22 protein-coding genes are annotated in these 20,895 nt (G+C 52.3%); 3 read left to right on the forward strand and 19 right to left on the reverse strand.

Annotated elements, in window-relative coordinates; all coding sequences use genetic code 11:
• Nucleotides 1–18: 18 nt before the first annotated feature.
• The 3 genes from WMO41_RS10275 to WMO41_RS10285 form a co-directional block, all read right to left on the reverse strand.
• On the reverse strand, nt 19–1,362 hold the full coding sequence (locus tag WMO41_RS10275; protein ID WP_494338447.1) for a LysM peptidoglycan-binding domain-containing protein: 1,344 nt from the start codon (nt 1,360–1,362) through the stop codon (nt 19–21).
• 160 nt (nt 1,363–1,522) lie between these two features.
• Entirely contained in the window at nt 1,523–2,122 is a 600-nt protein-coding gene (gene yyaC / locus WMO41_RS10280; protein WP_349229665.1) for a spore protease YyaC, read from the reverse strand.
• 66 nt (nt 2,123–2,188) lie between these two features.
• Entirely contained in the window at nt 2,189–3,286 is a 1,098-nt protein-coding gene (locus WMO41_RS10285; protein ID WP_349229666.1) for a hypothetical protein, read from the reverse strand.
• Between the two features lie 344 nt (nt 3,287–3,630).
• Here WMO41_RS10285 and WMO41_RS10290 point away from each other — a divergent pair, with 344 nt between their 5' ends.
• On the forward strand, nt 3,631–3,897 hold the full coding sequence (locus tag WMO41_RS10290; RefSeq protein ID WP_349229667.1) for a hypothetical protein: 267 nt from the start codon (nt 3,631–3,633) through the stop codon (nt 3,895–3,897).
• A gap of 123 nt (nt 3,898–4,020) precedes the next feature.
• On the opposite strand, the gene WMO41_RS10295 is transcribed toward WMO41_RS10290, so the two are convergent.
• Together WMO41_RS10295 and WMO41_RS10300 are read right to left on the reverse strand one after the other, a co-directional pair.
• Nucleotides 4,021–4,926 (reverse strand): hypothetical protein, encoded by a 906-nt coding sequence (locus WMO41_RS10295; protein WP_349229668.1) that lies wholly within the window; start codon nt 4,924–4,926, stop codon nt 4,021–4,023.
• 269 nt (nt 4,927–5,195) lie between these two features.
• Nucleotides 5,196–5,888, reverse strand: coding sequence for a 5'-methylthioadenosine/adenosylhomocysteine nucleosidase (locus WMO41_RS10300; RefSeq protein ID WP_349229669.1), 693 nt, complete (start codon nt 5,886–5,888; stop codon nt 5,196–5,198).
• A 290-nt stretch (nt 5,889–6,178) separates the two neighbouring features.
• Here WMO41_RS10300 and murG point away from each other — a divergent pair, with 290 nt between their 5' ends.
• Nucleotides 6,179–7,261, forward strand: a complete 1,083-nt coding sequence (gene murG / locus WMO41_RS10305) for an undecaprenyldiphospho-muramoylpentapeptide beta-N-acetylglucosaminyltransferase (protein WP_177292583.1) — start codon at nt 6,179–6,181, stop codon at nt 7,259–7,261.
• Between the two features lie 123 nt (nt 7,262–7,384).
• On the opposite strand, the gene WMO41_RS10310 is transcribed toward murG, so the two are convergent.
• Both WMO41_RS10310 and WMO41_RS10315 read right to left on the reverse strand, forming a co-directional pair.
• Nucleotides 7,385–7,801, reverse strand: coding sequence for an HIT domain-containing protein (locus WMO41_RS10310; RefSeq protein ID WP_177292584.1), 417 nt, complete (start codon nt 7,799–7,801; stop codon nt 7,385–7,387).
• A gap of 305 nt (nt 7,802–8,106) precedes the next feature.
• The gene (locus WMO41_RS10315; RefSeq protein WP_349229670.1) at nt 8,107–8,754 is read right to left on the reverse strand and encodes a rhomboid family intramembrane serine protease; all 648 of its coding nucleotides are present in this window, start codon (nt 8,752–8,754) and stop codon (nt 8,107–8,109) included.
• Nucleotides 8,755–8,906: 152 nt separating this feature from the next.
• Between WMO41_RS10315 and WMO41_RS10320 the strand changes: the two genes are divergently transcribed.
• Complete coding sequence (locus WMO41_RS10320; RefSeq protein WP_349229671.1) at nt 8,907–9,671, forward strand: enolase C-terminal domain-like protein; 765 nt, start codon at nt 8,907–8,909, stop codon at nt 9,669–9,671.
• A 169-nt stretch (nt 9,672–9,840) separates the two neighbouring features.
• Here WMO41_RS10320 and WMO41_RS10325 read toward each other — a convergent pair whose 3' ends face one another.
• The 12 genes from WMO41_RS10325 to WMO41_RS10380 form a co-directional block, all read right to left on the reverse strand.
• Nucleotides 9,841–11,247, reverse strand: a complete 1,407-nt coding sequence (locus WMO41_RS10325) for a DUF6382 and FHA domain-containing protein (RefSeq protein ID WP_349229672.1) — start codon at nt 11,245–11,247, stop codon at nt 9,841–9,843.
• Nucleotides 11,244–11,531, reverse strand: coding sequence for a hypothetical protein (locus tag WMO41_RS10330; protein ID WP_349229673.1), 288 nt, complete (start codon nt 11,529–11,531; stop codon nt 11,244–11,246). Before WMO41_RS10330 ends, WMO41_RS10325 begins: the two co-directional genes overlap by 4 nt.
• 97 nt (nt 11,532–11,628) lie before the next feature.
• Nucleotides 11,629–12,156: a hypothetical protein gene (locus WMO41_RS10335; protein WP_349229674.1), complete on the reverse strand. Its 528-nt coding sequence runs from the start codon at nt 12,154–12,156 to the stop codon at nt 11,629–11,631.
• Between the two features lie 92 nt (nt 12,157–12,248).
• Nucleotides 12,249–12,986 carry a hypothetical protein gene (locus WMO41_RS10340; protein ID WP_349229675.1) on the reverse strand — a complete coding sequence of 246 codons (738 nt, stop codon included), beginning with the start codon at nt 12,984–12,986 and terminating at the stop codon, nt 12,249–12,251.
• A gap of 53 nt (nt 12,987–13,039) precedes the next feature.
• A complete protein-coding gene (locus WMO41_RS10345) occupies nt 13,040–13,261 on the reverse strand; it encodes a hypothetical protein (protein ID WP_349229676.1) in 222 nt (73 codons plus the stop codon).
• A 233-nt stretch (nt 13,262–13,494) separates the two neighbouring features.
• Entirely contained in the window at nt 13,495–15,528 is a 2,034-nt protein-coding gene (locus tag WMO41_RS10350; protein WP_349229677.1) for a DUF5702 domain-containing protein, read from the reverse strand.
• A 9-nt stretch (nt 15,529–15,537) separates the two neighbouring features.
• On the reverse strand, nt 15,538–15,708 hold the full coding sequence (locus tag WMO41_RS10355) for a Flp1 family type IVb pilin (protein WP_177292329.1): 171 nt from the start codon (nt 15,706–15,708) through the stop codon (nt 15,538–15,540).
• A 119-nt stretch (nt 15,709–15,827) separates the two neighbouring features.
• Nucleotides 15,828–17,039, reverse strand: coding sequence for an immunoglobulin-like domain-containing protein (locus WMO41_RS10360; protein WP_349229679.1), 1,212 nt, complete (start codon nt 17,037–17,039; stop codon nt 15,828–15,830).
• Nucleotide 17,040: 1 nt separating this feature from the next.
• Nucleotides 17,041–17,739, reverse strand: coding sequence for a type II secretion system F family protein (locus tag WMO41_RS10365; protein WP_349229680.1), 699 nt, complete (start codon nt 17,737–17,739; stop codon nt 17,041–17,043).
• 91 nt (nt 17,740–17,830) lie between these two features.
• Entirely contained in the window at nt 17,831–19,153 is a 1,323-nt protein-coding gene (locus WMO41_RS10370; RefSeq protein WP_349229681.1) for a TadA family conjugal transfer-associated ATPase, read from the reverse strand.
• Between the two features lie 36 nt (nt 19,154–19,189).
• Nucleotides 19,190–20,170: a P-loop NTPase family protein gene (locus tag WMO41_RS10375; protein ID WP_349229682.1), complete on the reverse strand. Its 981-nt coding sequence runs from the start codon at nt 20,168–20,170 to the stop codon at nt 19,190–19,192.
• Between the two features lie 81 nt (nt 20,171–20,251).
• On the reverse strand, nt 20,252–20,740 hold the full coding sequence (locus WMO41_RS10380; protein WP_349229683.1) for a prepilin peptidase: 489 nt from the start codon (nt 20,738–20,740) through the stop codon (nt 20,252–20,254).
• Nucleotides 20,741–20,895: the final 155 nt, after the last annotated feature.

Raw genomic sequence — 20,895 nt, forward strand, 5'->3', positions numbered from 1 at the left:
TATATGTTTCAGTATACATCATTTCGCAGGAAGATACAACTCCTGCCCCACGGAAATATGATTCTCATCCGCCAGTCCGTTCCATGCGCAGATCTGTGGAATCTGAGCCATACTGTGATACCGTTCCATGCAGATTCCATACAGGGTTTCCCCCTCCTGAACCACATATTTTACAGCATCGGACGGAATCTGCACCACTGCTGCCGCAGGAGCCGCATCCGCGGAGGCGCCTGCGTTTCCGCCGTGGGGTGCGCTGATTTCGGAAGCAGCTGTTTCCGCATGTTTGCTCCCGGCTGCGGCTGCACTGCCTGTTCCGTTTCCAGCCTGGCTGGCTGCCACACCGGCTCCTGCGCTGCCCGTCCCACTGGCTCCGACTGCACTGCCTGTTCCACTTCCGTCCACACCAGCGCCGGCTTCGCTTCCCGCAGTGCTGTTTCCAGCCGCATCCGCGCCATCTCCACTCTCCTGATCAATCACGATGTCCGCCAGCGTCGGGTAAACCTCTCCCGGCACAGACTCCACCTCCAGTTCGCCATCTCCACTCTGCCCGGCAAAGGAACGCAGCCCGCTGCTCTTAACAGCCGATGGCATCACCGAAGCGATCACCGCCTCCATATCCTTCATTTTCCGGTAATTCCCAAACATGACCAGGCCTCCGGCCAGGACCAAAACCGCCAGCACACTGCAGGTTCCGCCCAGAAGTCCGATGGTAGAACGGGCATGTCCCACACTCTGGCGCCGCTCCTCCATCCGGTCGCGGAAATCCTGGATTACCATATCCCTGGTTCCGCTCTCCACGCGCCTTGCGTCCTTTCTGGAGACCATATAATCCTGCATCATCTGGTTCCGCTCATAATAGATACTGTACCCCCGGAGTTTGTAAAATCCATCCTCCGAAGCCGTGTAAATGGCTTCTTCCCCTTCCAGCCCGGAATTTAAGTACATCAGCTGGTTTTTCCCGGAAAAATACTGTCCATGCTGTTTCCAGTAATCCAGCGGACTTAACGCGCAGCCCGGAGCTCCGCACAGAAACCAGCCCTGCACACTCCGGTGGGGGAACATCTGCTCCATGACCTGATATGCTTTTTTCCAGGCTTCCTCCGTAAATTCCACCTTTTCCCCTTCCCGGGTCACCTGCTCCATCTCCAGCGCCCCGTCAATAAACAGATACGGAACGCCGTCCTCCGTGCGGATTTCCCCCAGCAGAAGGCCGACCCGCAGATCCTGTCCGCCGGCCGGATACAGTCTTTTCAGATATGTATTAACATAATCCTCAATATAAAGCTTTACCACCTGATCCCGCTCCCCGACCTGCCGGATATTTTTCGGCAGTTTCGGATACGGATTATAAAGTTCACCCATAATCTCACCCCGCAGCATGATGTTTGTAACCGCAGACAAAGCGTATTTTGTGCCTGTTTGCGCAATGCGTAAGCAGGAATCATTTTGTGCCTGTCCGCGGCCCGTTTGCTGCATCATACCACGAAGTGCCCGTATAATTTGTCAGTTTGCGTCATGGAATCTATAAAACTCTTCGACAAAAATTGTGGGTTTCCGGAACCAGCGCCTGCCGCACGCTGTCGCAGATATAATCAGCCATCCGCATCACCACGGAAAGACGCACGCTCTGCAGCATCAGCGGATCGCAGCTTCCGCAGCCCCCTACAATCCCGGTGATAAAGATGTCGCCCACCGCCTGCAGTTCCTTGCAGACTCCAAGGCCTGGCCGGAGCGCGCCTTTTCCCAGGGTAATGCAGCCCACATGCTCGCTCCTGCCCACCGATGCATCCACCGCCACGATCACATGGTCCGGATAACAGCGCCGCACCATAAAAATAGCCTGTTCCAGATTCATGGCGTGAACCGGGCAGTCCAGGGTTCCCACCACCTGGACCCTCCCGTTTTTCCGCTGCAGATCCCGCAGCTTATGGCCGATCAGCGGCCCCAGGCTGTCCCCGGTGGAACGGTCCGTTCCAATACAAAAGAGCAGGATCCCCTTTCGATTCTCCCTGCACATAATCTCGCCGATCATCTGCCGGAGCATGCCGGCACACAGCCCGGTGTCTTCCTGCTCTCCGGAATCAAAATAGTAAATGTCCTGCTCTCTGATTCGTTTTTTCATGATTTCATCCCGCCTGCGCCGTTTTGTTACTCCTATTATAGGCAGGCCGGACAACTTTTATTCGTATCAGTGTTTCCGCTCATCCTCCTGATAAACACCGATGGCTTCGCTGATATTGGATGCCCGTCCCTGCTGCAGAATATTGCTTAAATCCTGCAGTTTGAACGGATCCAGAAATTCTTTGCCCAGATGACTTCCATACTGGTCCGTGAGTGTAAGGCGGCGTGCCTTCACTTCTGCCGTGGTGAGCTGAAGCTGACGTTTTACGTCCTCATATTCACGCTCCAGTTCCGCGATTTTTTCCCGGTGTCCGTGCTCGATTTCATCCTGTAAAATGTTTTTTGTCACACTTTCAAAGGTGTTCAGTGCGTCTTTCTTCTTTGCAGCCACTTCGTTGAGTTCCTGAGTCAGCCGCGCAATCTCATCATCGTATTTTTCCAGATCGTACTGGGACTCATTGCGGTCCTTACGAATGGTACCGGTAATGACTTTGATTTTTTTGTCATTAGAGTGCATCTGATCCAGGATCTGGCGTCCCTCTTTTAAACACTCTGCGTACTGGAGCTTGGTATGATTGCCGATCCACATATAAATGCCGCCCACGATCAGGATATCCGCCACATAAACAAGAGCCAGATACCAGGTTTTATGCTGGGGCAGAAGCATATAAATTCCAAACGGAAGTGCCAGGAAAAACAGCGCGATAAAAATCAGGAGACTGAAAAACTCCTTTGCCCAGCGCGGCATATAAAGGCTGTAATACAGACGGCTTCTGCACCAGGACGGCGCATGATATTCCCGGAACTTTGCCTTCATGCGGGCAAGCAGCTCCTTGTTGTACTCATGAAGCTCGGAAGTCTCCTCCGCAATGCGCTCCTTCATGCCCTGATTCTTGGCCTTTTCCCGCTTTGCCCGGGCTTTTTTTAACTGATCCTGTGCTTTATTGATTTCCGCGTCATAGCTGGAATTGATATCGTCTCTTCGTTTTTTTACCGTAGAACCAACGGCATCTGCCATCTGCTTCTTCTCTGTATCCAGAGCTTTTTTCAAACGGCTTTCGTCCTGTTTTAACTGATCCTCCCGATCTGCGGCTAATGACAGTTCCTCAACAGATTCTCTTGCTGCTGCCAGATAGTCCAGGCATTCCTCTATGGTCTGCGCCATATCCGTTTCCTCCTTCGCAAGCTTTGCAAAACAAAGCCCCGTCCCCGGAATTTTGTTTTCCGCGAAAGCTTTCTCTTCGAAATATACTGTTTACAGTTTACTACATTCTGATTCGAACTACAAGCGAATGTAACAGGATCCGACAATCTGCTGCTGGTCACACGTTGTGCAAGCAGTAACGACAATCTGCGGTCCACCGCTTTACAGAATCCGAATAATCACGTATACTCGTTACTGTTCATACGGAATTTTCAGCTTGGAAAATTCCTGCCTGTAAACTGCAACTAACAATTCCGAATGTTTATGAAAAGGACATCCGGTTGTAATCCGAAAGGAGAAACGATATGTTCCGTATGTGGGGAAAAATCTGGAAGGACAACCACCTGATCAAAGATACTGTGATCTGCCAGACTGATTACAGCATGTCCCGCACCAATATGGTATTCCAGTCACTGGATGATATCTGTTATGAATTTGATCTTGGGAAACCAATCTGGCTTTCCTCCAATATCAATGACTTTAAACGCCACGCCAAAACGCGTTTTACAAAGGACAGCTTTATTGAACAGATTGATTTTGATTATCTGGAGATTGAAGTGATTGAAGAATAAAAAGGCAAAAAGGGAGACGCCTCCGTCAATTGGAAACGCCTCCCCTTTTTTGTCAGATGGATTCACGTCTGCTGTCCATATGTTATGTAAACAGCAGCAATTTCATCAGATCTCAATATTTTCTCAGGCCAGATACTGTTTCAGAATATCTCCGATCAGCTCTACCTCCTCCGGTTTTAAATCCCGGATCCAGTTTTCATCGCCGCCGCGGTTTTTCTCCCGGCTGGCTGCCATCTGCTCCAGTCCCCGCTTAATAAAGTCCGCATCCCGGATACTTTCCTTTTCCGGAGTCTCCGGAGCCGGAGCCGCGGCTTTTACCGACGAGGAAGCACGCCCTCCGTTTCTGCGGTTCTCTCTGCGACCGCCGGACACAGGCTGGGCCGTCCGTGCGTTCTGTTCTTCGTCCTCTTCCGGCTCCACCCGGCCCATGCGTCCGGCACGGTCCACCAGACGGCTCACATTGCGCAGCGCTCCCCGGTCCCCCATGCCCTCTGTGCGTCCGTTTTCCATAGAAAGATTGCGCGCCATTTTCGGTCCTACCACGTTGTCAATCTGATCCTGCAGGCTGATCAGAAGCTGCTCCTTTAAATCACCCGCAATTCCGCCGTCAAACAGCATGGTCAGCATGGCCATGAGCACCGCTCCGCCGCCATAGAGGACTACATAATAGGTATCCAGACGATACCAGTAAGAAAAAAATGCTGCTGCTCCGCCAAGCAGCAGGCAGAGCCACGTCCACCGGGCGCCCATGCCGCTCCAGGCAGAAAGCCTGATTCCCATGGTCCGGAATTCATACAGCTGATGCTCCAGCCAGGCACCGCTGTCTACCAGTCCCTGATTCACACGATATGTATTCTCCGCTCTCTGCCGGAGTTCCTTCAGACTTTTGTTTCTGGTCAGTGAAAGGTCTTTGCTTTCCTTCAGCAATCTTTTGTAGGCATGCCGGGTAACCATCCGTGACAGAATCCCCAGTACGCAAAGTGCTGCCAGCGCATAGAGCGCGCGGCCTGTTTCCAGTAATTGCAGCATAAAAACAGCTCCCCTTTCTTTTCCTTTTTGCAGCTGCTCCTGATACCTCTGGCGTTTCAGGATCCGTTCCGCCAGAAGCCGCAGCTGCTATAGTGTCTCGACAGGTATCATTATAACTGCCCGGTCACCGTTTGAAAAGTTCAGGGAGCTCAGAATCGTTCGTCAAATTCTGCTAAAAAACGCGCATTACCTTGAGGTTCAGCCACAACATGATACCACTTTCAGGTCTCCGCACTCGAATCACCTGTTCCATATGCCAACCAGGCTGATTAATATGCCAGGATCAGCGCGCGGGTCAGATTCGTGCTGTGGATGATGGCCTGACGTTCAAACTCCGGATAATCCATGGAGGCGCTGTCATCGGCCTTGTCGGAGATGGCGCGCACGATCAGAAATGGGATCTTATTTAAGTAAGCCGCCTGGGCAATGGCCGCGCCCTCCATCTCGGTGCAGGAACCGTTAAAGGTCTCGCTCAGCCACTCTTTCTTTTTCTTATCACAGATGAACTGGTCTCCGGTCAGGACTCTGCCCTCATAAACGCTGATATCCGGGTTTACCTCCTCGCAGCACTTCTTTGCAAGACCGCGCAGGCGCTCATCCGCCTCAAAGGTCAGAGTGCCCAGCTGCGGGATCTCGCCTAACGGGTAACCAAAGTTAGTAGCGTCCACATCGTGCTGAATCGCATCGGTGGAAAGTACCAGATCACCGATGTTGATCTCAGCCTTCAGAGAACCCGCGATGCCGGTATTGACCACGCCGTCCACACCAAAACGGTCTGCCAGGATCTGCACACACAGTGCTGCGCTGACCTTGCCGATTCCAGACTGAACCACAACGACCTCTTTCTCGCCGATGGTTCCCTTATAAAACTCCATGCCAGCCACAGTTACAACCTCCGGCTGCTTCATTTCCTGCTTTAACTGCTCTACTTCCGCCTTCATGGCGCCGATGATTCCTAACATATATGATTTCCTCTGCTTTCTGTTTGCTATTTCTGGTTCTTGTTTCAGGAGCCGTCTTTTCCCTGCAAGCGATGCAATGTCCTGCTCCCTGCAGTTTTTACTGCCTTTCTCTATCAGTCTAACAAATCTTTCATGGAAAGGCAACGACATTGTATCGCGCCACATTGCCATGCCGGCCGAACTGATTGTCCATGGTGATTCGGGGTTGACATTTTTCCCCCGGCGGTTACTATAGTAATACAGATATTTTTACAAGCATGTTTTTTATATCCAACCGGAGGTATTTCTATATGAAGAAAATCGTTTTAACCGGCGGCGGTACTGCCGGACACGTTACACCGAATCTGGCCCTGCTGCCGTCTTTGCAGGAGCGCGGCTACGAGATCCACTACATCGGATCCTACAACGGCATTGAGAAAAAACTGATTGAGGGAGCCGGAATTCCGTATGATGGCATCTCATCCGGCAAGCTGCGCCGTTACTTTGACATCAAAAACTTTTCCGATCCGTTCCGCGTCATCAAAGGATATGCCGAGGCGCGCTCTCTCTTAAAGAAATACCGTCCGGATGTAGTATTCTCCAAAGGCGGTTTTGTGTCCGTTCCGGTGGTTCTGGCCGCAAAACATTTCAAAATTCCGACCATTATCCACGAGTCTGATATGACCCCGGGCCTGGCCAACAAGATCTGTATCCCATCCGCTGCCAAGGTATGCTGCAACTTCCCGGAGACCTTACAGTATCTGCCGGAAGACAAAGCCGTCCTCACCGGATCCCCAATCCGCCGCGAGCTGCTGCAGGGCGACCGTCTGACCGGCCTCAACTTCACCGGTCTTTCCGCCGCCAAACCGATCATCATGGTCATTGGTGGAAGCCTGGGTGCCGTAGCCATAAACAACGCAGTCCGTGAACTGCTGCCCAAGCTTCTGCAAAAATATCAGGTAATACATATCTGCGGGAAAGGCCATCTGGATGAAGGCCTCATCGGCCGCCCGGGATATGTACAGTACGAATACGTAGACGCTCCGCTGCGCCACCTGTTTGCCGCAGCCGACATCATCCTGTCCCGCGCAGGCGCAAACTCCATCTGCGAAATTCTGGCTCTGAGAAAGCCAAACATCTTAATTCCGCTCTCCGCAGCAGCCAGCCGCGGCGACCAGATCTTAAACGCACGGTCCTTTGAAAAGCAGGGCTTTTCTACCGTTCTGGAGGAAGAAAACGTTACTAGCGACACCCTGTACGATGCCATTGAGAACACTTACGAGAACCGCCGGAAATTCGTAGACGCTATGGAGAAGAGTGAGCTGTCCGATGCGGTAAATATTGTGATGGGACTGATCGCGTCTTATGCGGAGAAGGAAGACACCGACAAATAAGCCCCCGATGCTAATCTGTATGCATTAATCCAAATGCCAAAAGGGCATTGTACGAAATCATACTTCCGTACAATGCCCTTTTTCATTTCGGTGCTTTATTCTGAGCCAGTTTCTAACTCTGCTTTACAGTCCTGCTTTCAGAGTCTCCGCAGTCTGTGCCAGCTCCTCCTGCTCCGGCTTGCCCGGTGCCCAGTTTACCATATCCGGACCGCCTTCATAACGCGGAATCACATGAACATGCAGATGGAACACGGTCTGTCCTGCGCTGGTTCCGTTGTTCTGAACTACATTGAATCCGCTTGCGCCAAGCTGGCTCTTCATAGACTTTCCAAGCTTTGCGGCTAACGGCAAAATCTTTGCCATAACGGTCTCATCTGCCTCACAGAGGTCTTTATAATGATTCTTCGGCAGAATCAGGGTGTGGCCTTTCGATGCCGGGCCTAAATCCAGAATTGCGCGAAAATCATCATCCTCATATACGGTTGCAGATGGGATTTCGCCGTTTGCGATTTTGCAGAAAATGCAGTTGTCATCTCTCATTGTCGTTTCCTCCATTTTATTTCTCGCGTGCCCTGTTCAAAAACACTCCGTGTTTTTGAACTGTCGGGCTTTCGCCCTATCGAAACCACGCCTCCCGCACTGACCCGTGCAAGCACGGTCATTGCGCTCTGCTCGTTTTCGGCACTGCTATTACTTATCGTAACTGTTCAGTACCCTCACAGTTACGGGCAAAAATCCATTGAAAATTGCCTTCGGCAATGGGATTTTTGCCTGCAAGCCCATGTTTTCATACGGTCAGCGCAGTGAATGCGCAGACCTACTGAACAGTTACTACTTATCGCACATTATACACCCCAGATATCCGCTCTGCAAGTACGCTTTGGTTTGCGGTACAGAATGGCCGCCAGAATGATTCCGATTATCAGTCCCGCTATATGGGCGGTGTTATCCACGCCGGTGCTGATAAAGCCAAGGTACAGGGAAAAGGCCGCCATGGTCACAAGCTGCCGCGTGCTTAAATCCTCCAGCCGTCCCTTGTTCACGGCCACCACATAGATCAGCCCGCCAACCACGCCAAAGATTGCGCCGGATGCCCCGGCTCCCACGGACCAGTCACCAGACGGCATCTCAAAGAGCAGGGAGATCACATTGGCTCCCACTCCACAGATCAGGTAAAAGATCAGATACTTCACCTTTCCCAGCGCCCGCTCCAGATTATCTCCAAGCACAAACAACACCAGCATGTTATTCACAATATGGTTGATGCCAAAGTGCATAAATATGGATATCAGCAGCCGGTAATATTCATGCTCTTCCAGGATAAACGGACCGTACATGGCCCCATGCTCCAGCATGAAGTACGCGTCTTCCGTGGAACCGGTCAACTCCAGATACAAAAAGTAAAGAATATTTAAGACGATCAGGGTGCCGTTCACCCAGGCACGGGGGCGGCGCTGCGGCACCATATAATAAGGGTTCTGATACTGGTTCATGTAAACTCCGTTCTTTTCACAATACTTTCTATGTTACAGTTCATTCATTATCTTACCGTATCAGTCCGGAAAAATCCATGTACAAAATCCGTTGATTGTACAGTCTGCGCGTACTATAATTTCCTTAATCTTTTTGATGAGGAGGTTTTTCCATGTCTATCATTACCAATGTCCGCACTATCCGCCTGGAGCAGTTCCCTAACAGCATCTGGGTTGAAATCGAAACTGACGAAAATCTCACCGGCCTGGGGGAAGCCTGGCGCGGTACTGCCGCCATTGAAACCATCATCCACCATGATATCTGCCCGTGGCTGATCGGGCAGGATTCGAGAAATATTGAGCTGATTTCCCGCACGCTCTTAACCCCGTATGTTGGCTTTCACAGTGCCAGCGCGGAGGTCCGTGCAGCCAGCGCCATTGATATTGCCCTCTGGGATCTGGCCGGAAAACGCCACGGCATCCCGGTTTATGAGGCCCTGGGCGGCGCATCCCGCGCTTCCATCCAGGTTTACAACACCTGCTCCGGTTACTCCTTCAATGCCAGCAGCAGTGCCTACAACTCCGGAACCAGCCGCCGCATGATTACCGACAAAGATGAAATGCGTGGTCCTTATGATGATCAGATCGCGTTTAACCGCAATGCAGGCGCTCTTGCCAAAAGCCTTTTAAGCGAAGGCTATAAAATTATGAAGATCTGGCCTTTTGACCCCTTTGCCGCAAAGACGCAGGGTAACTGGATTTCCGCAGAAGACCTGGAAGCCGGACTGAAACCATTCCAGCAGATCCGTGATGCCGTCGGTAATCAAATGGAAATCATGTGCGAGCTGCACAGTCTCTGGAGCGCGCCTGCTGCCCTGCGCATCTGCAAAACTCTGGAGCCTTACGATATCTTCTGGGCAGAAGATCCGCTCTGCTAAAATGCTGTTATACATTTTGTCGGCATCCACACAGTGAAGATCATGCATCAGCCGTCCAAGTTCCGTATCATCCTGCCGCTTTGAATTTACATAGATTATGTCTCATTTTAGCATCTCCCCCTCCTGTTCACAAGCCAGGATTCTATCTGCTCCATCACCTTATCTGTTCTTACTCAAACCGATATCTCGCCCCCGCAATACTGATCTCCACTCCATCCCAGATTTCCATGATCTCGTTATTTTCCAGCATATGGCCTCCTGCCATGGTGCCGTTTGTGGAATTTAAGTCCTGCACATAGTAGCGGTCTTCCTTCCGGTCGATGCGAAGGTGCAGGCGGCTGACGGTCTCCCGGTGCAGAACATAGTCCACCAGATTTTCCTGTTTTCCGATAATAAACGGATAATAGGCAATGACAATGTCTTCTGCTCCCGGATCCAGCGCGGTCAGTCGTTTTACCTGCGCAGCGGTTCCATTCATTTCCCCATTTAACAGGATTGTGTCGCTGCTCTGTGCCGCTACAGCTTCCCCTGGCCTCTGTTTGTCTTCCCGGCGGTTCAGGTCATTCCTAAATCCGCCATGTTCTGATCCATACGCAGCTTTGTATTCTGCTCTACCGTTTCCTTCCGGATTCCCCCATTCTTCCGTAGAACCGCCATCAAATGCGATGGTATCCCATGGCATCTGCATGGCCCGCTCCAGTTCTCTCTCTTTTTCTTCTTTTCGTTCCTTTCTCCGCTGTCTCCATTTGCCAAACAGACCGGCTGATTCTTCCTGTGCGTCTGTCTGGATCTGATTTCCGCGCACTTTTCCCAGCTGCCAGCTGTTTTCCTGTTTGTTCATCTGCACCTTTTTTCCTGATCCAGTGCGGTTTTCTATTTCTCCTTCTCCATTTTTTCTTTTCCTGAATACAAGCTCTGAAGATTTTTCCTCAATCCTGCTCCGCTCTGTCGTCTGCGGTATTTCCAAACCTGCTGGAGTTGATAATCTGCTTCCGTCCCCACTTTTGTGGTTTGGCCCGCTCACACCGCTTTTCTGCTGTGCCAGCCGCAAAATATCCGCCATTCCGTAATTTTCTTTTCTTGTTTCCTGATACAGGCCATAGGCCAGCACCACCGACTCCTTATCCCGGTGGTCCACCTTGCCAAGAAGGTACTCCAGAAGACGACTGTAGTCTTCCGGGAAATCGCATTCCAGTCCCGGCACCAGGCACAGCCAGACTTTCAGGCTTTCCGGATCCACATATAAATATTCCGGATCCAGAAGTACACTTTTTTCACTGATCAGGTACTGTTCCATGTGATCCAGCGACCTGGCAATCCCAAGTATCAGGGCCCGGATCTGCTCTGCCTGAATTGTCTGCCCTTCCAACAGACGGGACAGCGGCTGTTTTGAGGTAATCTCGTAAAAGAAGCGGATCTCTTCATCCTTCTGACGCACCTGAAACCGCAAAATTCCATCAATCTGATTCTGTTCCAACATCTTCTGCTCAAAAGGCGGCTCTTCCCGCGTATCAGACTTTTCCATTTCCACAATAAGATAATTCCGCTTCAGTTCCCTCTGATAACTGGTCTTCATGTCCTATCCTCCGCCAGACTCCACATCCTGAGCATTTTTTCCGGACGAAACACCGGTGCCGTGATTTCCAGGCTCCAGTTATTTCCGTTCGCGTGCTCCTTTACCTGATTTTTCTCCGCATATTCGATCTGGTGCCGTTCCCGCTCCACAGTCTCATGCAGCGCAAAGCTTCCCGCAGCTCTGGCACTCCAGTTCATGGCCTGCCCCATCAGAACCAGCAGTGTTGTCAGCACCACCGCCATGACTCCTGCCGCTTCTACTGTCATACTTGCCCGTAATTTCATCCTTCCCTCCTGCTGGATTCATGCACATTTGTGCCCGCTCACAGGGCATGTGTTCGCACAGTCTCCGACATCACCGCGTCCAGACACTCTCTGCATTCTACGCTCCAAATGCCCGAAACTCCGTCACATACAACACTGCCGTCCAAATTCCCGGTATCACACCAAATGGCAGCAGCGGAAGTTCTGTTTTTCCTCCTTTATAGTTTCCTCTCATCCGGCTCCACACATAATACCCAAGGCCAAACAAACCGCAGCACAGTACCGTTCCACACAGAAACAGCAGATTATGCCGCAGCCCGAGAAGCAGTCCACTCACCAGAAAAAAGACTCCGTCTCCGACACCGATCCCACAGCCCAGTCTGGAAAGCACCAGAAGCGTTGCTCCAGGTAATACCCCCGCCAGATAAGGTCCCCAGGTATTCAGAAAAAACGGAAGTACTGCTTCTTCTGCACCTGCTTCTTTCATAAATGCCAGACACAGTACGGACAGTGACTGGCAGACCAGCGCTGCCGTTCCGGATAACCATAAGAGTTCTGTTGAAACCTGTTTTGTTCCAAAATCCTGCCAGGCTGCCGCCAGCAAAAAAACAAGGAACACTCCCATACGTGCCATTTCTATCTTCATAATGCTTCTCCTGTTATGTAATTCCGCTGCTATATAAAAAATTTTCTCAAAAACACTGCCTCGTCACAGTTTCCACGATCTGCTGCTCCACCTCATCCCCCACAGTAGGAACAGGCTCCAAGATGCTTTACTTCCTTTAGTTTTACCGCCCGCACATAGGCCATGATCGCCTTGCAGTCCTGCAGCGCATGATACTTTCCGCCGCTTGGCATGATGTAAACAGTACTCCCCTTTCCCGCACCTTTCGCGCAGGCCGAACAGGGATAATATTTGCTGCCATCCGTGTTCCGCTTATTGGAAACGCTCTCCCAGGATACGGCTGTCAGCTTATTGGAAAGATAGTGGCAGCTCCGGTCCGGGTGATAGCGTGTACTGTTCCTTCCCACATAGACAATCCGCTCGTCCTCATCCACATGGTCCGTTCCTTCCCCATACCGACCTTCCCGCCCGATCCAGCAGCGTCTCCGGCTGCGTACCGTACGGTGAAGAGAGGAAAGCCCCAGCACCGGGAATGGAAAAGAAATCTCATAATCCATCACCAGATCCAGTGTCTCTCCATCCTCCCGCACCGAGGAACCAAGCATACTGACATGGGATACGTTTGCGGTATCACAGTACGCCAGCGCTCTGCTCCGGGCATAGAGCGGCGCGGCAACAGCGGCCGCATTCTGGCTGAAGGCTTTCGCGGTCTCCCCGGCTCCGGGAATTCCATCCAGATTTCCCTGCTCCACACTGTCCAGCAGGTAGGCATACTGACTTAGCTCTTCACCCGCTGCCTCAAGACCTGCCTGCAGCTTCCGCTCTGTCATCATGATTTTTGCCGGAAGCATCAGACAGACTGAAGCAAAAATCAAAAGCGGCAGTACCAGCGCAGCCTCCAGCGTCAGGGATGCGCGAAGCGGCTTCCATATTCCGGCTTTTCCCCGGTGCCTCCCATACCTTGTCCTGTACCAGCATTCCGGAAAGGAGATGAAAGGGAATGCCCTGCTGCCTGAACGCGCTTTCTTTTGTTTCTGAGCTGAGAACATGTTTTTTTCATAAAAGGGGCTTCGTACTTGGAGAGGTACATTGGTTTTATTTTTTTGATCTGCTCGTTTTTCCTCATAAACGCTATTGTTTTTCATCCAGCAGGACATTCCTTTTCACCTCCTTTCCCGGTTGCCGTTCAAAAAATCGCTTTCCCTATACCATTCTTTATCCGTAACTGTTCAGTACCCTCACAGTTACGGGCAAAAATCCCATTGCCTTCGGCAATGGGATTTTTGCCTGCAAGCCCATGTTTTCATACGGTCAGCGCAGTGAATGCGCAGACCTACTGAACAGTTACCTTTATCCTTCTTAATATCTCCGCTCCGTCTTTACGGTCATCATCATCCCCTGGTCATGATTTCCCGTAATGTTTTCCACAAACGCAGGCGAAAAGAACAGGTGCTTTCCACAGACACGCCCGGACATATCCACCTGATACACACCATTCCGCATCCGAAAGCCGCTATTCCCCTGACCCAGATTCAGCTCGATCACATCCATGATCCGGTATTCCTGACGGACCAGCGGCTCCACAAACAAAAGGATCTTCAGCCAGGAAAGATACGAGAGTCCCCGCTCTCCACCGCCGGTATCCGGTTTTCCATCCCGGCCCAGTGCCAGCAGATTTTCCACGCTGAGCGTCCAGTCCTCTGCCGCCTTCAAGAGCATTACCTTGCGTCCGGCCAGCAATCCTTTCACATCCATCAGTGCCTCTCCCAGTGCCCAGACAGACATTACGAAAAATGTTGTCACCAGAATCAGCGGCGTAATGGAACCCGCTCCGGTAATCACAGCGGCCAGTTCTCTGGCCTGCGCCCGCTTTGCGTTGTCCGATAGGATATGAATGAGATTCAGGCCGGACCGCACTGCCAGAAGTCGGTGCACCGCATCACTTAAATTTTCTCGGTCACTTCCATTTCCATAAAGAAGATATTCCACCTCATAGTCCAGGGTGTGTTCCTGATTTCCAGATTCTGGCACCCCAGCTGGCGTCTGCAAACCATTCCCCAAACCAGCTGACTGCTTCTGTGTCCCACTTTCCCCATTCTCCTGGGCCGAGCAGAATTGTGAGAAAAACTTCCCGCAGTATTCATTCACCAGAATATGGTCCGGCATGCTCCCGCTGCCCGCGCCTTCATCGTAGGTTTCCGCATGAGAGGGCAGTGCCGCCAGCGTCGCTGTCTTTTCGGATACCTGACGCCCTTCCGGCACCAGAAGTCCCAGCATTCCCTTCTGGTAAAGCTGCTCCACCTGTTTTAGCCAGCCTTCCTTCTCCTTGTCCTGAATGCCGTGTGCAAATGACAGCGGCAGGATCTGAATGCTTTCCAGGCCGGTCCGTACCGGCCACCAAAGACTTTCATAATCCGGTTCGCTGTCTCCATCTTCATCGTCATCCCCTTCCCACTCTTCAATTTCCCGTTCCACCTCATAGGAAAGCTCGATCAGCTCCTCCAGACGCTGAATCTGCTCTGCCGACCTCGGCTCCAGATCCCGGATTTCCTGCCTGCGTTTTCCATCCTCCGCAACATACGCCTCGTATTCCTGAATCTCCTGCTCCAGAGCCGCAGCCATGTCTGTGCCAAGCCGGTCCGTGCGGGCTTCCTGTTCCCGCCGGTCCGCCTGCAGTGTTTCCGCCAGCCTGTCCGCCTCTTTTTCATACTGCTTCACAAGCCCCGGCATTTTTTTCAACGCTCCAATCATCTGCTCTGCTGCCCGGCGAAATCCTGCGCCATCGTAGGAAGAAAGCGCATTCAGTCCCTGCTGCCGCTCATTTCTCTGTCGGTTCAGATTTTCACTGATGGATTCCAGAACCCGCTCCAGCTTCCAGACATCCCGGGTTCTGGTGCGGTAAGTCTGCGCCATCTCTGTCACAGCCTCTGCCTCCCGCTCCTGCTTCCAGAGATTTTCCACTGCGTCTCCCTCAAAATCCAAATTCCAGATCCCATACTTCATATAATCCAGAATTTCCTTTTCCAGATACGCGCCGTGTCCGTCCACCGCACGCACAATCTCCTCCGCAGAAACCGCTTCCAGTGCCATGGGATACCAGTTGTCTGTTTCCAGATACGGGAGCAGAAACCCGGCAAAATCCGCTTCCATTTCTGCCCCGGTCTCATACTCCGCAAATAGCAGACGGTACCGGTCCCAGAGTTCCCGGTGATACTGGCTGAACACCGAATCCATGGAAGAGGAAGCCGCCATCTGCAGATACCACCTTGCGCCTGCTGTGCGGGCCGACTCCATCAGCACACACAGAAATGCGAAAAGCAGCATCAGGATCATACTGACAAACACGGTAATCTGTCCGCCCAGCCCCCGTTTTTTTTCACTTGCTTTTTCCATAGCCCTGAGCTAATATACTTCTTTGGACTGGCTCTCAATCTCCTTAAAGATGTTTTCCAGGAGCTTGGTGATCTGCGTCTTGAAAATGATCACGAGGCCAATCAAAACCACCAGAATCAGAACTACCTCAATCACCCCCACTCCTGAGTCATCCTCCATGAACGCACTCAGCTCTCTCATTCCCGAATTTTTCTTCCACGCTTCCAGCATACTCATTTCCTCCCTGTTATCATTCTATTTGTCACTGTTCTCACAGACTGTTTCTTTTCTTCTGTCAGCGGCCTGCCGGACATCCTACGCTATCCCATGGTCATCATGGCCGGAACCATGATAAAGATCATGACCACGAACAGCAGAAAAAACAGCGGTACCAGAAGCTTTGTTCCTGCTTCCTCGCCCATTTTCCGGGCCAGATTTTTGCGCAGTTCAAAGGCATCCTCCACCTCCGTACGCAGAAGCTCCCGGAGATTTTTTGTTCCGGTTTTGCGGTTCTGCTCCAGAATACTGCTGAGCTTCAGGTATGGCTGCAGGCGGCATCTTCTGCCAAATTCCCGGTACGCCGCTCCCTCTGCTGTTCCGTTTTCCATCTGGTAATAGGTCTGGCGCATTTCCTCATAAGCCGGTCGGCTCTGTTTTCCGGTCACAGCCTCATAGTCCTGTACCATACGTCCCCAGGCATTGCGCACCGTCATTCCGGCGCCCACCAGCACCTGCAGCTTTGACACCACCTCCGCGTAGTCCAGAAGAAGCTGCTGCTCCCGCTTTTTTGCCAGCTTCCGCTGTTTCGACTCCTCCTGCATCAGCAAAAGCGCGGCCATCAGAACCCCCAGAAACGGAATCATGATGTAATTAGGTTTTTCCGCATTCCGGTAGGATAATGTCTTTCCCTGATACTCTGCTGGAAGTTCCAGATATTCCGCATATTTCTGCTGCCCGTCCAGCCGGACCAATTCTTCGGAAAACTTCTTTTTCTGCTGCTCTTCCGGCGTCAGGACCTCCGGCACCAGTGTCACCGGAAGTTCAAAATCAGCCCGGTAGTCGCCTGCGGAAAGTTCCGCCTGCAGCATTACTTCGTGTACCCTTTTGATTTCCGTATCCACCGATCCGGTGGAAGATAAAAGCTCCGGTTCCGATGAGTGCCAGCGCACCCGCACTCCATATTCACTCAGATATGACGGCAGCTTCAGATCCTGCGATACCGCCTGCAGGCTCTCATTCTTTCCGCGGATCCGCTCCTCCATTCCTTCCATGACCTCGTAAAATACCGCGTCAGCTTCTTCTCTGGTATAAATCCTCGGGCTCACGGTTACCGTGATCATCTGCTCCTCTTCCTCCAGCCCGGTCACGATCAGCTTCTGCTCTTTTGTGCTTCCACCGTAGGTTTCCCGCTTTACCTGCCCCTGGGCCAGATACGGTTCCTGATCTGGCTGAAACCAGGACAGATACGCCCATAGCAAAATCCCGAATACTGCGCAGACTGCCGCGGCAGTCCAATTACGTTTCTGCTTCACACTACACCTCAATCTCCAGAATCCGCTCGGACAGCCAGAATGCCGCCAGATATAAGCCCAGGCACAGCGTCATAAGTCCTCTTCCCATTCCGGTCCGGTACATCTGGTCAAAAAATCCCGGTGAAGTTCCTTCCACGTAAAAGACAATGAAAAACGGGATCATGTTCATGATCTTCTGTTCAAACTGCCGGGATGCTGTCAGCGTCATGATTTCTTCCTTCACCTGCATCTTATCCCGGATTACCTCTGCCGTATGCCGCATGATGCTTCCCAGATCTCCTCCGGTCCGTTTTCCAATACCCAGCACCTCCGCCAGATTCTGCACATCCTCCAGACCGCTCCGGCCCGCAAATTCCAGCAGCACCTGCTCCACATTCCGATTGGTCCGTATCTGCTGTACCATCCCGGAGAATTCCTGTACAATCAATCCATCCGGCCCATAAAGCAGCTTCAGTTCCTCCAGACTCACCGCCATGGCGTTTTCCATGGCGTACCCGGCGCTCAGTGATGCCGCCAGAATCACCATGGCTTCCTTAAACTGCTGCGCCAGAAGAAGCTTTCTCTTTTTTAACCGCTGCCTGCGCTCCCTCAGAAACAGAAATACGCCGCTCACCGGAAGCATCAGCGCAAACGCTGCCATACTCCGGTAAAACACATAGGAAAACAGTCCGCTCACCGCCACGCTTTTTCCCAGAACCAACAGCAGTTCTTTGGCCGACAACCGATACCTGTCATAAGAAAGGATCCGGCCTGCCGGATTCCCAGGCCGATGCCTGGCTGCTTTTCCCTTCTTATATGGTGTAACCTGCTGCCCTGAGTTTCTCCCTGTGCCGGAGAGAACCAACCTGGATGAGACTGCCGCAGACAGCCTCCTCTGGCTGTCCTTTCCTTCTGCCGGATTTATCCTGCTCCGGGCCTTTGCTTCCTGTTTCCGCTGCTCCGCCCTCATCCACATCCCCCCTTTCTTCAAACCGGTACAGCGGATGTAACTGAATCGCTCCATCCTCATACCCCAGCACTTCCGTGATCTCCAGTACCCGCCTGCTCCGGTCCCGCAGCCGTCCCAGATGCACCAGAATGTCAATGGCAGAAGCAATCTGCCCCCGCACGGCAGCCAACGGAATGTCCGCTGCCATAAGCGCCATGGTTTCCAGACGCGAAAGCATATCTCCGGCACTGTTTCCGTGACCGGTGGAAAGCCCGAAGTGCCCGGTATTCAATGCCTGCAGCATATCCAGACACTCTTTTCCACGTACTTCTCCGACAATCAGATAATTCGGTCTCATACGAAGCGATGCCCGGATCAGGTCGCTGATCTCCACCGCACCTTCGCCCTCTGCATTGGCACCGCGGGTCTCCAGCCGCACCAGATTCGGCACCTGGGTGATCTGCAGTTCCGCGGAATCCTCAATCGTAATGACCCGCTCCGTCTCTGGAATATACGATGACAGGGCATTTAAAAACGTGGTCTTGCCCGATCCGGTTCCTCCGCTGATGAAAATGTTGTAGCCGGATCTCACCAGCTTTCCCAGAAACTCTGCCGCTTCCCGCGTCAGGGATCCATACTGGATCAGACGTTCTATCGTGATGGGTTCCGGAAATTTCCGGATGGTCACCACCGGCCCGTCCAGAGCAATGGGCGGCAGCACAATGTGTACACGGGATCCATCTTCCACCAGCCTTGCGTCCGCAATGGGCCTGCTCACATTGACCACGCGGTTAATCTTGCTGACGATCTGCTGAATCATGTCTTCCAGCTGCTCTACCCGCTCAAAGCTGTGATTCCAGCGCTCCAGCCGCCCGGATTTCTCTATGAAAATGTCATCCTTCCCATTCACCATAATCTCGGTAACCTCAGGATCATCCACCAGCTCCTGCAAAATATCCAGACGGCGAAAGCTGTCAAAGAGCCTGTTTTTCAGTTCAATCCGCTGCCCCAGTGGCAGATACTGCCGCCCCGCCTGGCCGGCAATCGCCTGATCAATGCAGTCGTACAGTTCCTCGTCTCCAATCTGGTCAAACCCGGAAAGTGTTTCCCGCACCTCCCCGCGAAGCTGCTCCAGCAAAGCCGGTACACACACAGCTCCGGCATTCCTTTGATTCGGTTCCATCATCGTCTGTTCCCCCTTTCCGCATATGCACAGACTGATCTAGCCCAGTTTCCTCACAAAATCCCCCAGATCACTCCACAAAAGCTGCTCCAGATAATTTTCCCGGGTCATGGAGAGCACCGGTTTGGGCAGCTGCAGAAATCTCAATTTTTCCCACAATACACTCCGCCCGGACCGTTTCAGATACTCCTTCCATTCCTCCAGCTTTGCGGTAGACACCACATCGTCTTTTACCGGCACATACACCACATCGCAGATGCCAAGAAGCTCCTCTGCACCTCCGCAGAATATACCCACATCCAGAATCAGCTTCTCATATGCGCCATCGGACGCTATCTTCTGGATCAGACCGGCAAATACTTCCTGGCGGATTCCGGTCTTGTCCTCCGCATAGGTAACCGGAGGAATATAATCCAGCCCGCCCCAGTTATAGGTTACGCTGCCCAACCGTACCGGGCTGTACTCCCGCTGGGTATAATAGTAAAGCAGATCAGAAAGACCTCCCGCATACACGGTTCCTGTCAGAGCCGAAAGGCCGGAAAATTCCTCCAGTGTGATGTAAAGTACCTTTTCCTCCCGGGCCAGTACCTGTCCAAGTGTAAAGGCAAAGCTGCTCTTTCCGCACCGTCCCACCGGTGAATAAACTCCGATAACCTGACTCCGCCTTCCAGTCACAGTCATAAGTGTCGGAATCTCCTGCGGCTGATACCAGGACATGACCTCCCGCAAAAGGCTGTCCGATGCCTGGTATTTGTACACCACCGCTTCGCCTTCTTTGGCTACACCGGTCTCACTGAGCCGCACCGTCTGCACCGCCTGGATCCCCTCCAGTTCTTTCTCCGTTACACCGTCCCCGATCAGCAGAAGATCAATCTGCTCCCGTTTCGAAAACTCCCTGAGTTTTTCCAGGCTGGTAAATGCCACCACCTTAAACGGTACCTGCTCACGCTGGTTCGCAAACTCCGCAAACCGATCCGCGTACCGGGAGTCTACATCGTAGACTGCCATAATTTTTTTCATCCCATTCCCCCTTTCATCCTGATGCGGCTTCCTGTTTTCTGCTGCACCAGTCTTTTTGCCGGCAACTGGCCATCAAACCTGCTATAACACCTCCATCCATCGCAGCACGCCATAAGCAAAGACCCCCGCCGCCAGACATACCGCAAATGGAATATGATACGACACCTCTGTATGCTCCAGCAAATCATATGGCGGCAAACACCGGCCCTGCACCACTGTCCGGACATACCCCCGCAGATAACAAAACCGCTCTGCCACAAGGCCAGGCCGCCGGAACCTCCACAGACTCCACAGCGCTCCCACCAGAAATCCCAGCGCCACCGCATAAAAACCGCCCCGGATTCCCAGATATCCGCCAATGACCGCCATCAGCTTGCCGTCCCCCGCTCCCATAGCCCGGAAACGAAACAGACACATACCAAACAGTAGAAATGGCAGCGCCCCGGTTAAAAATCCCATTCCTCGCGCCAGTACCCCCGCCAGCGCCAGCAGGATCAAGGCTTCATTGGGTACACGGCCCCATCTCAGGTCTGTCCACGCGCAAAAACAAAGACCTGCAGCCAGAAACAAATACGCACTTTTCTCAGTAATGCAATCTCACCTTCTTTTCCATCTGCCATAACCGCGAATATCCGCTGTTATGTGTGCTCGTAACTGTTCAGTACCCTCACAGTTACGGGCAAAAATCCATTGAAAATTGCCTTCGGCAATGGGATTTTTGCCTG

The sequence above is a fragment of the Ventrimonas faecis genome (assembly GCF_040096075.1).
GTDB lineage: Bacteria > Bacillota > Clostridia > Lachnospirales > Lachnospiraceae > Brotaphodocola > Brotaphodocola faecis.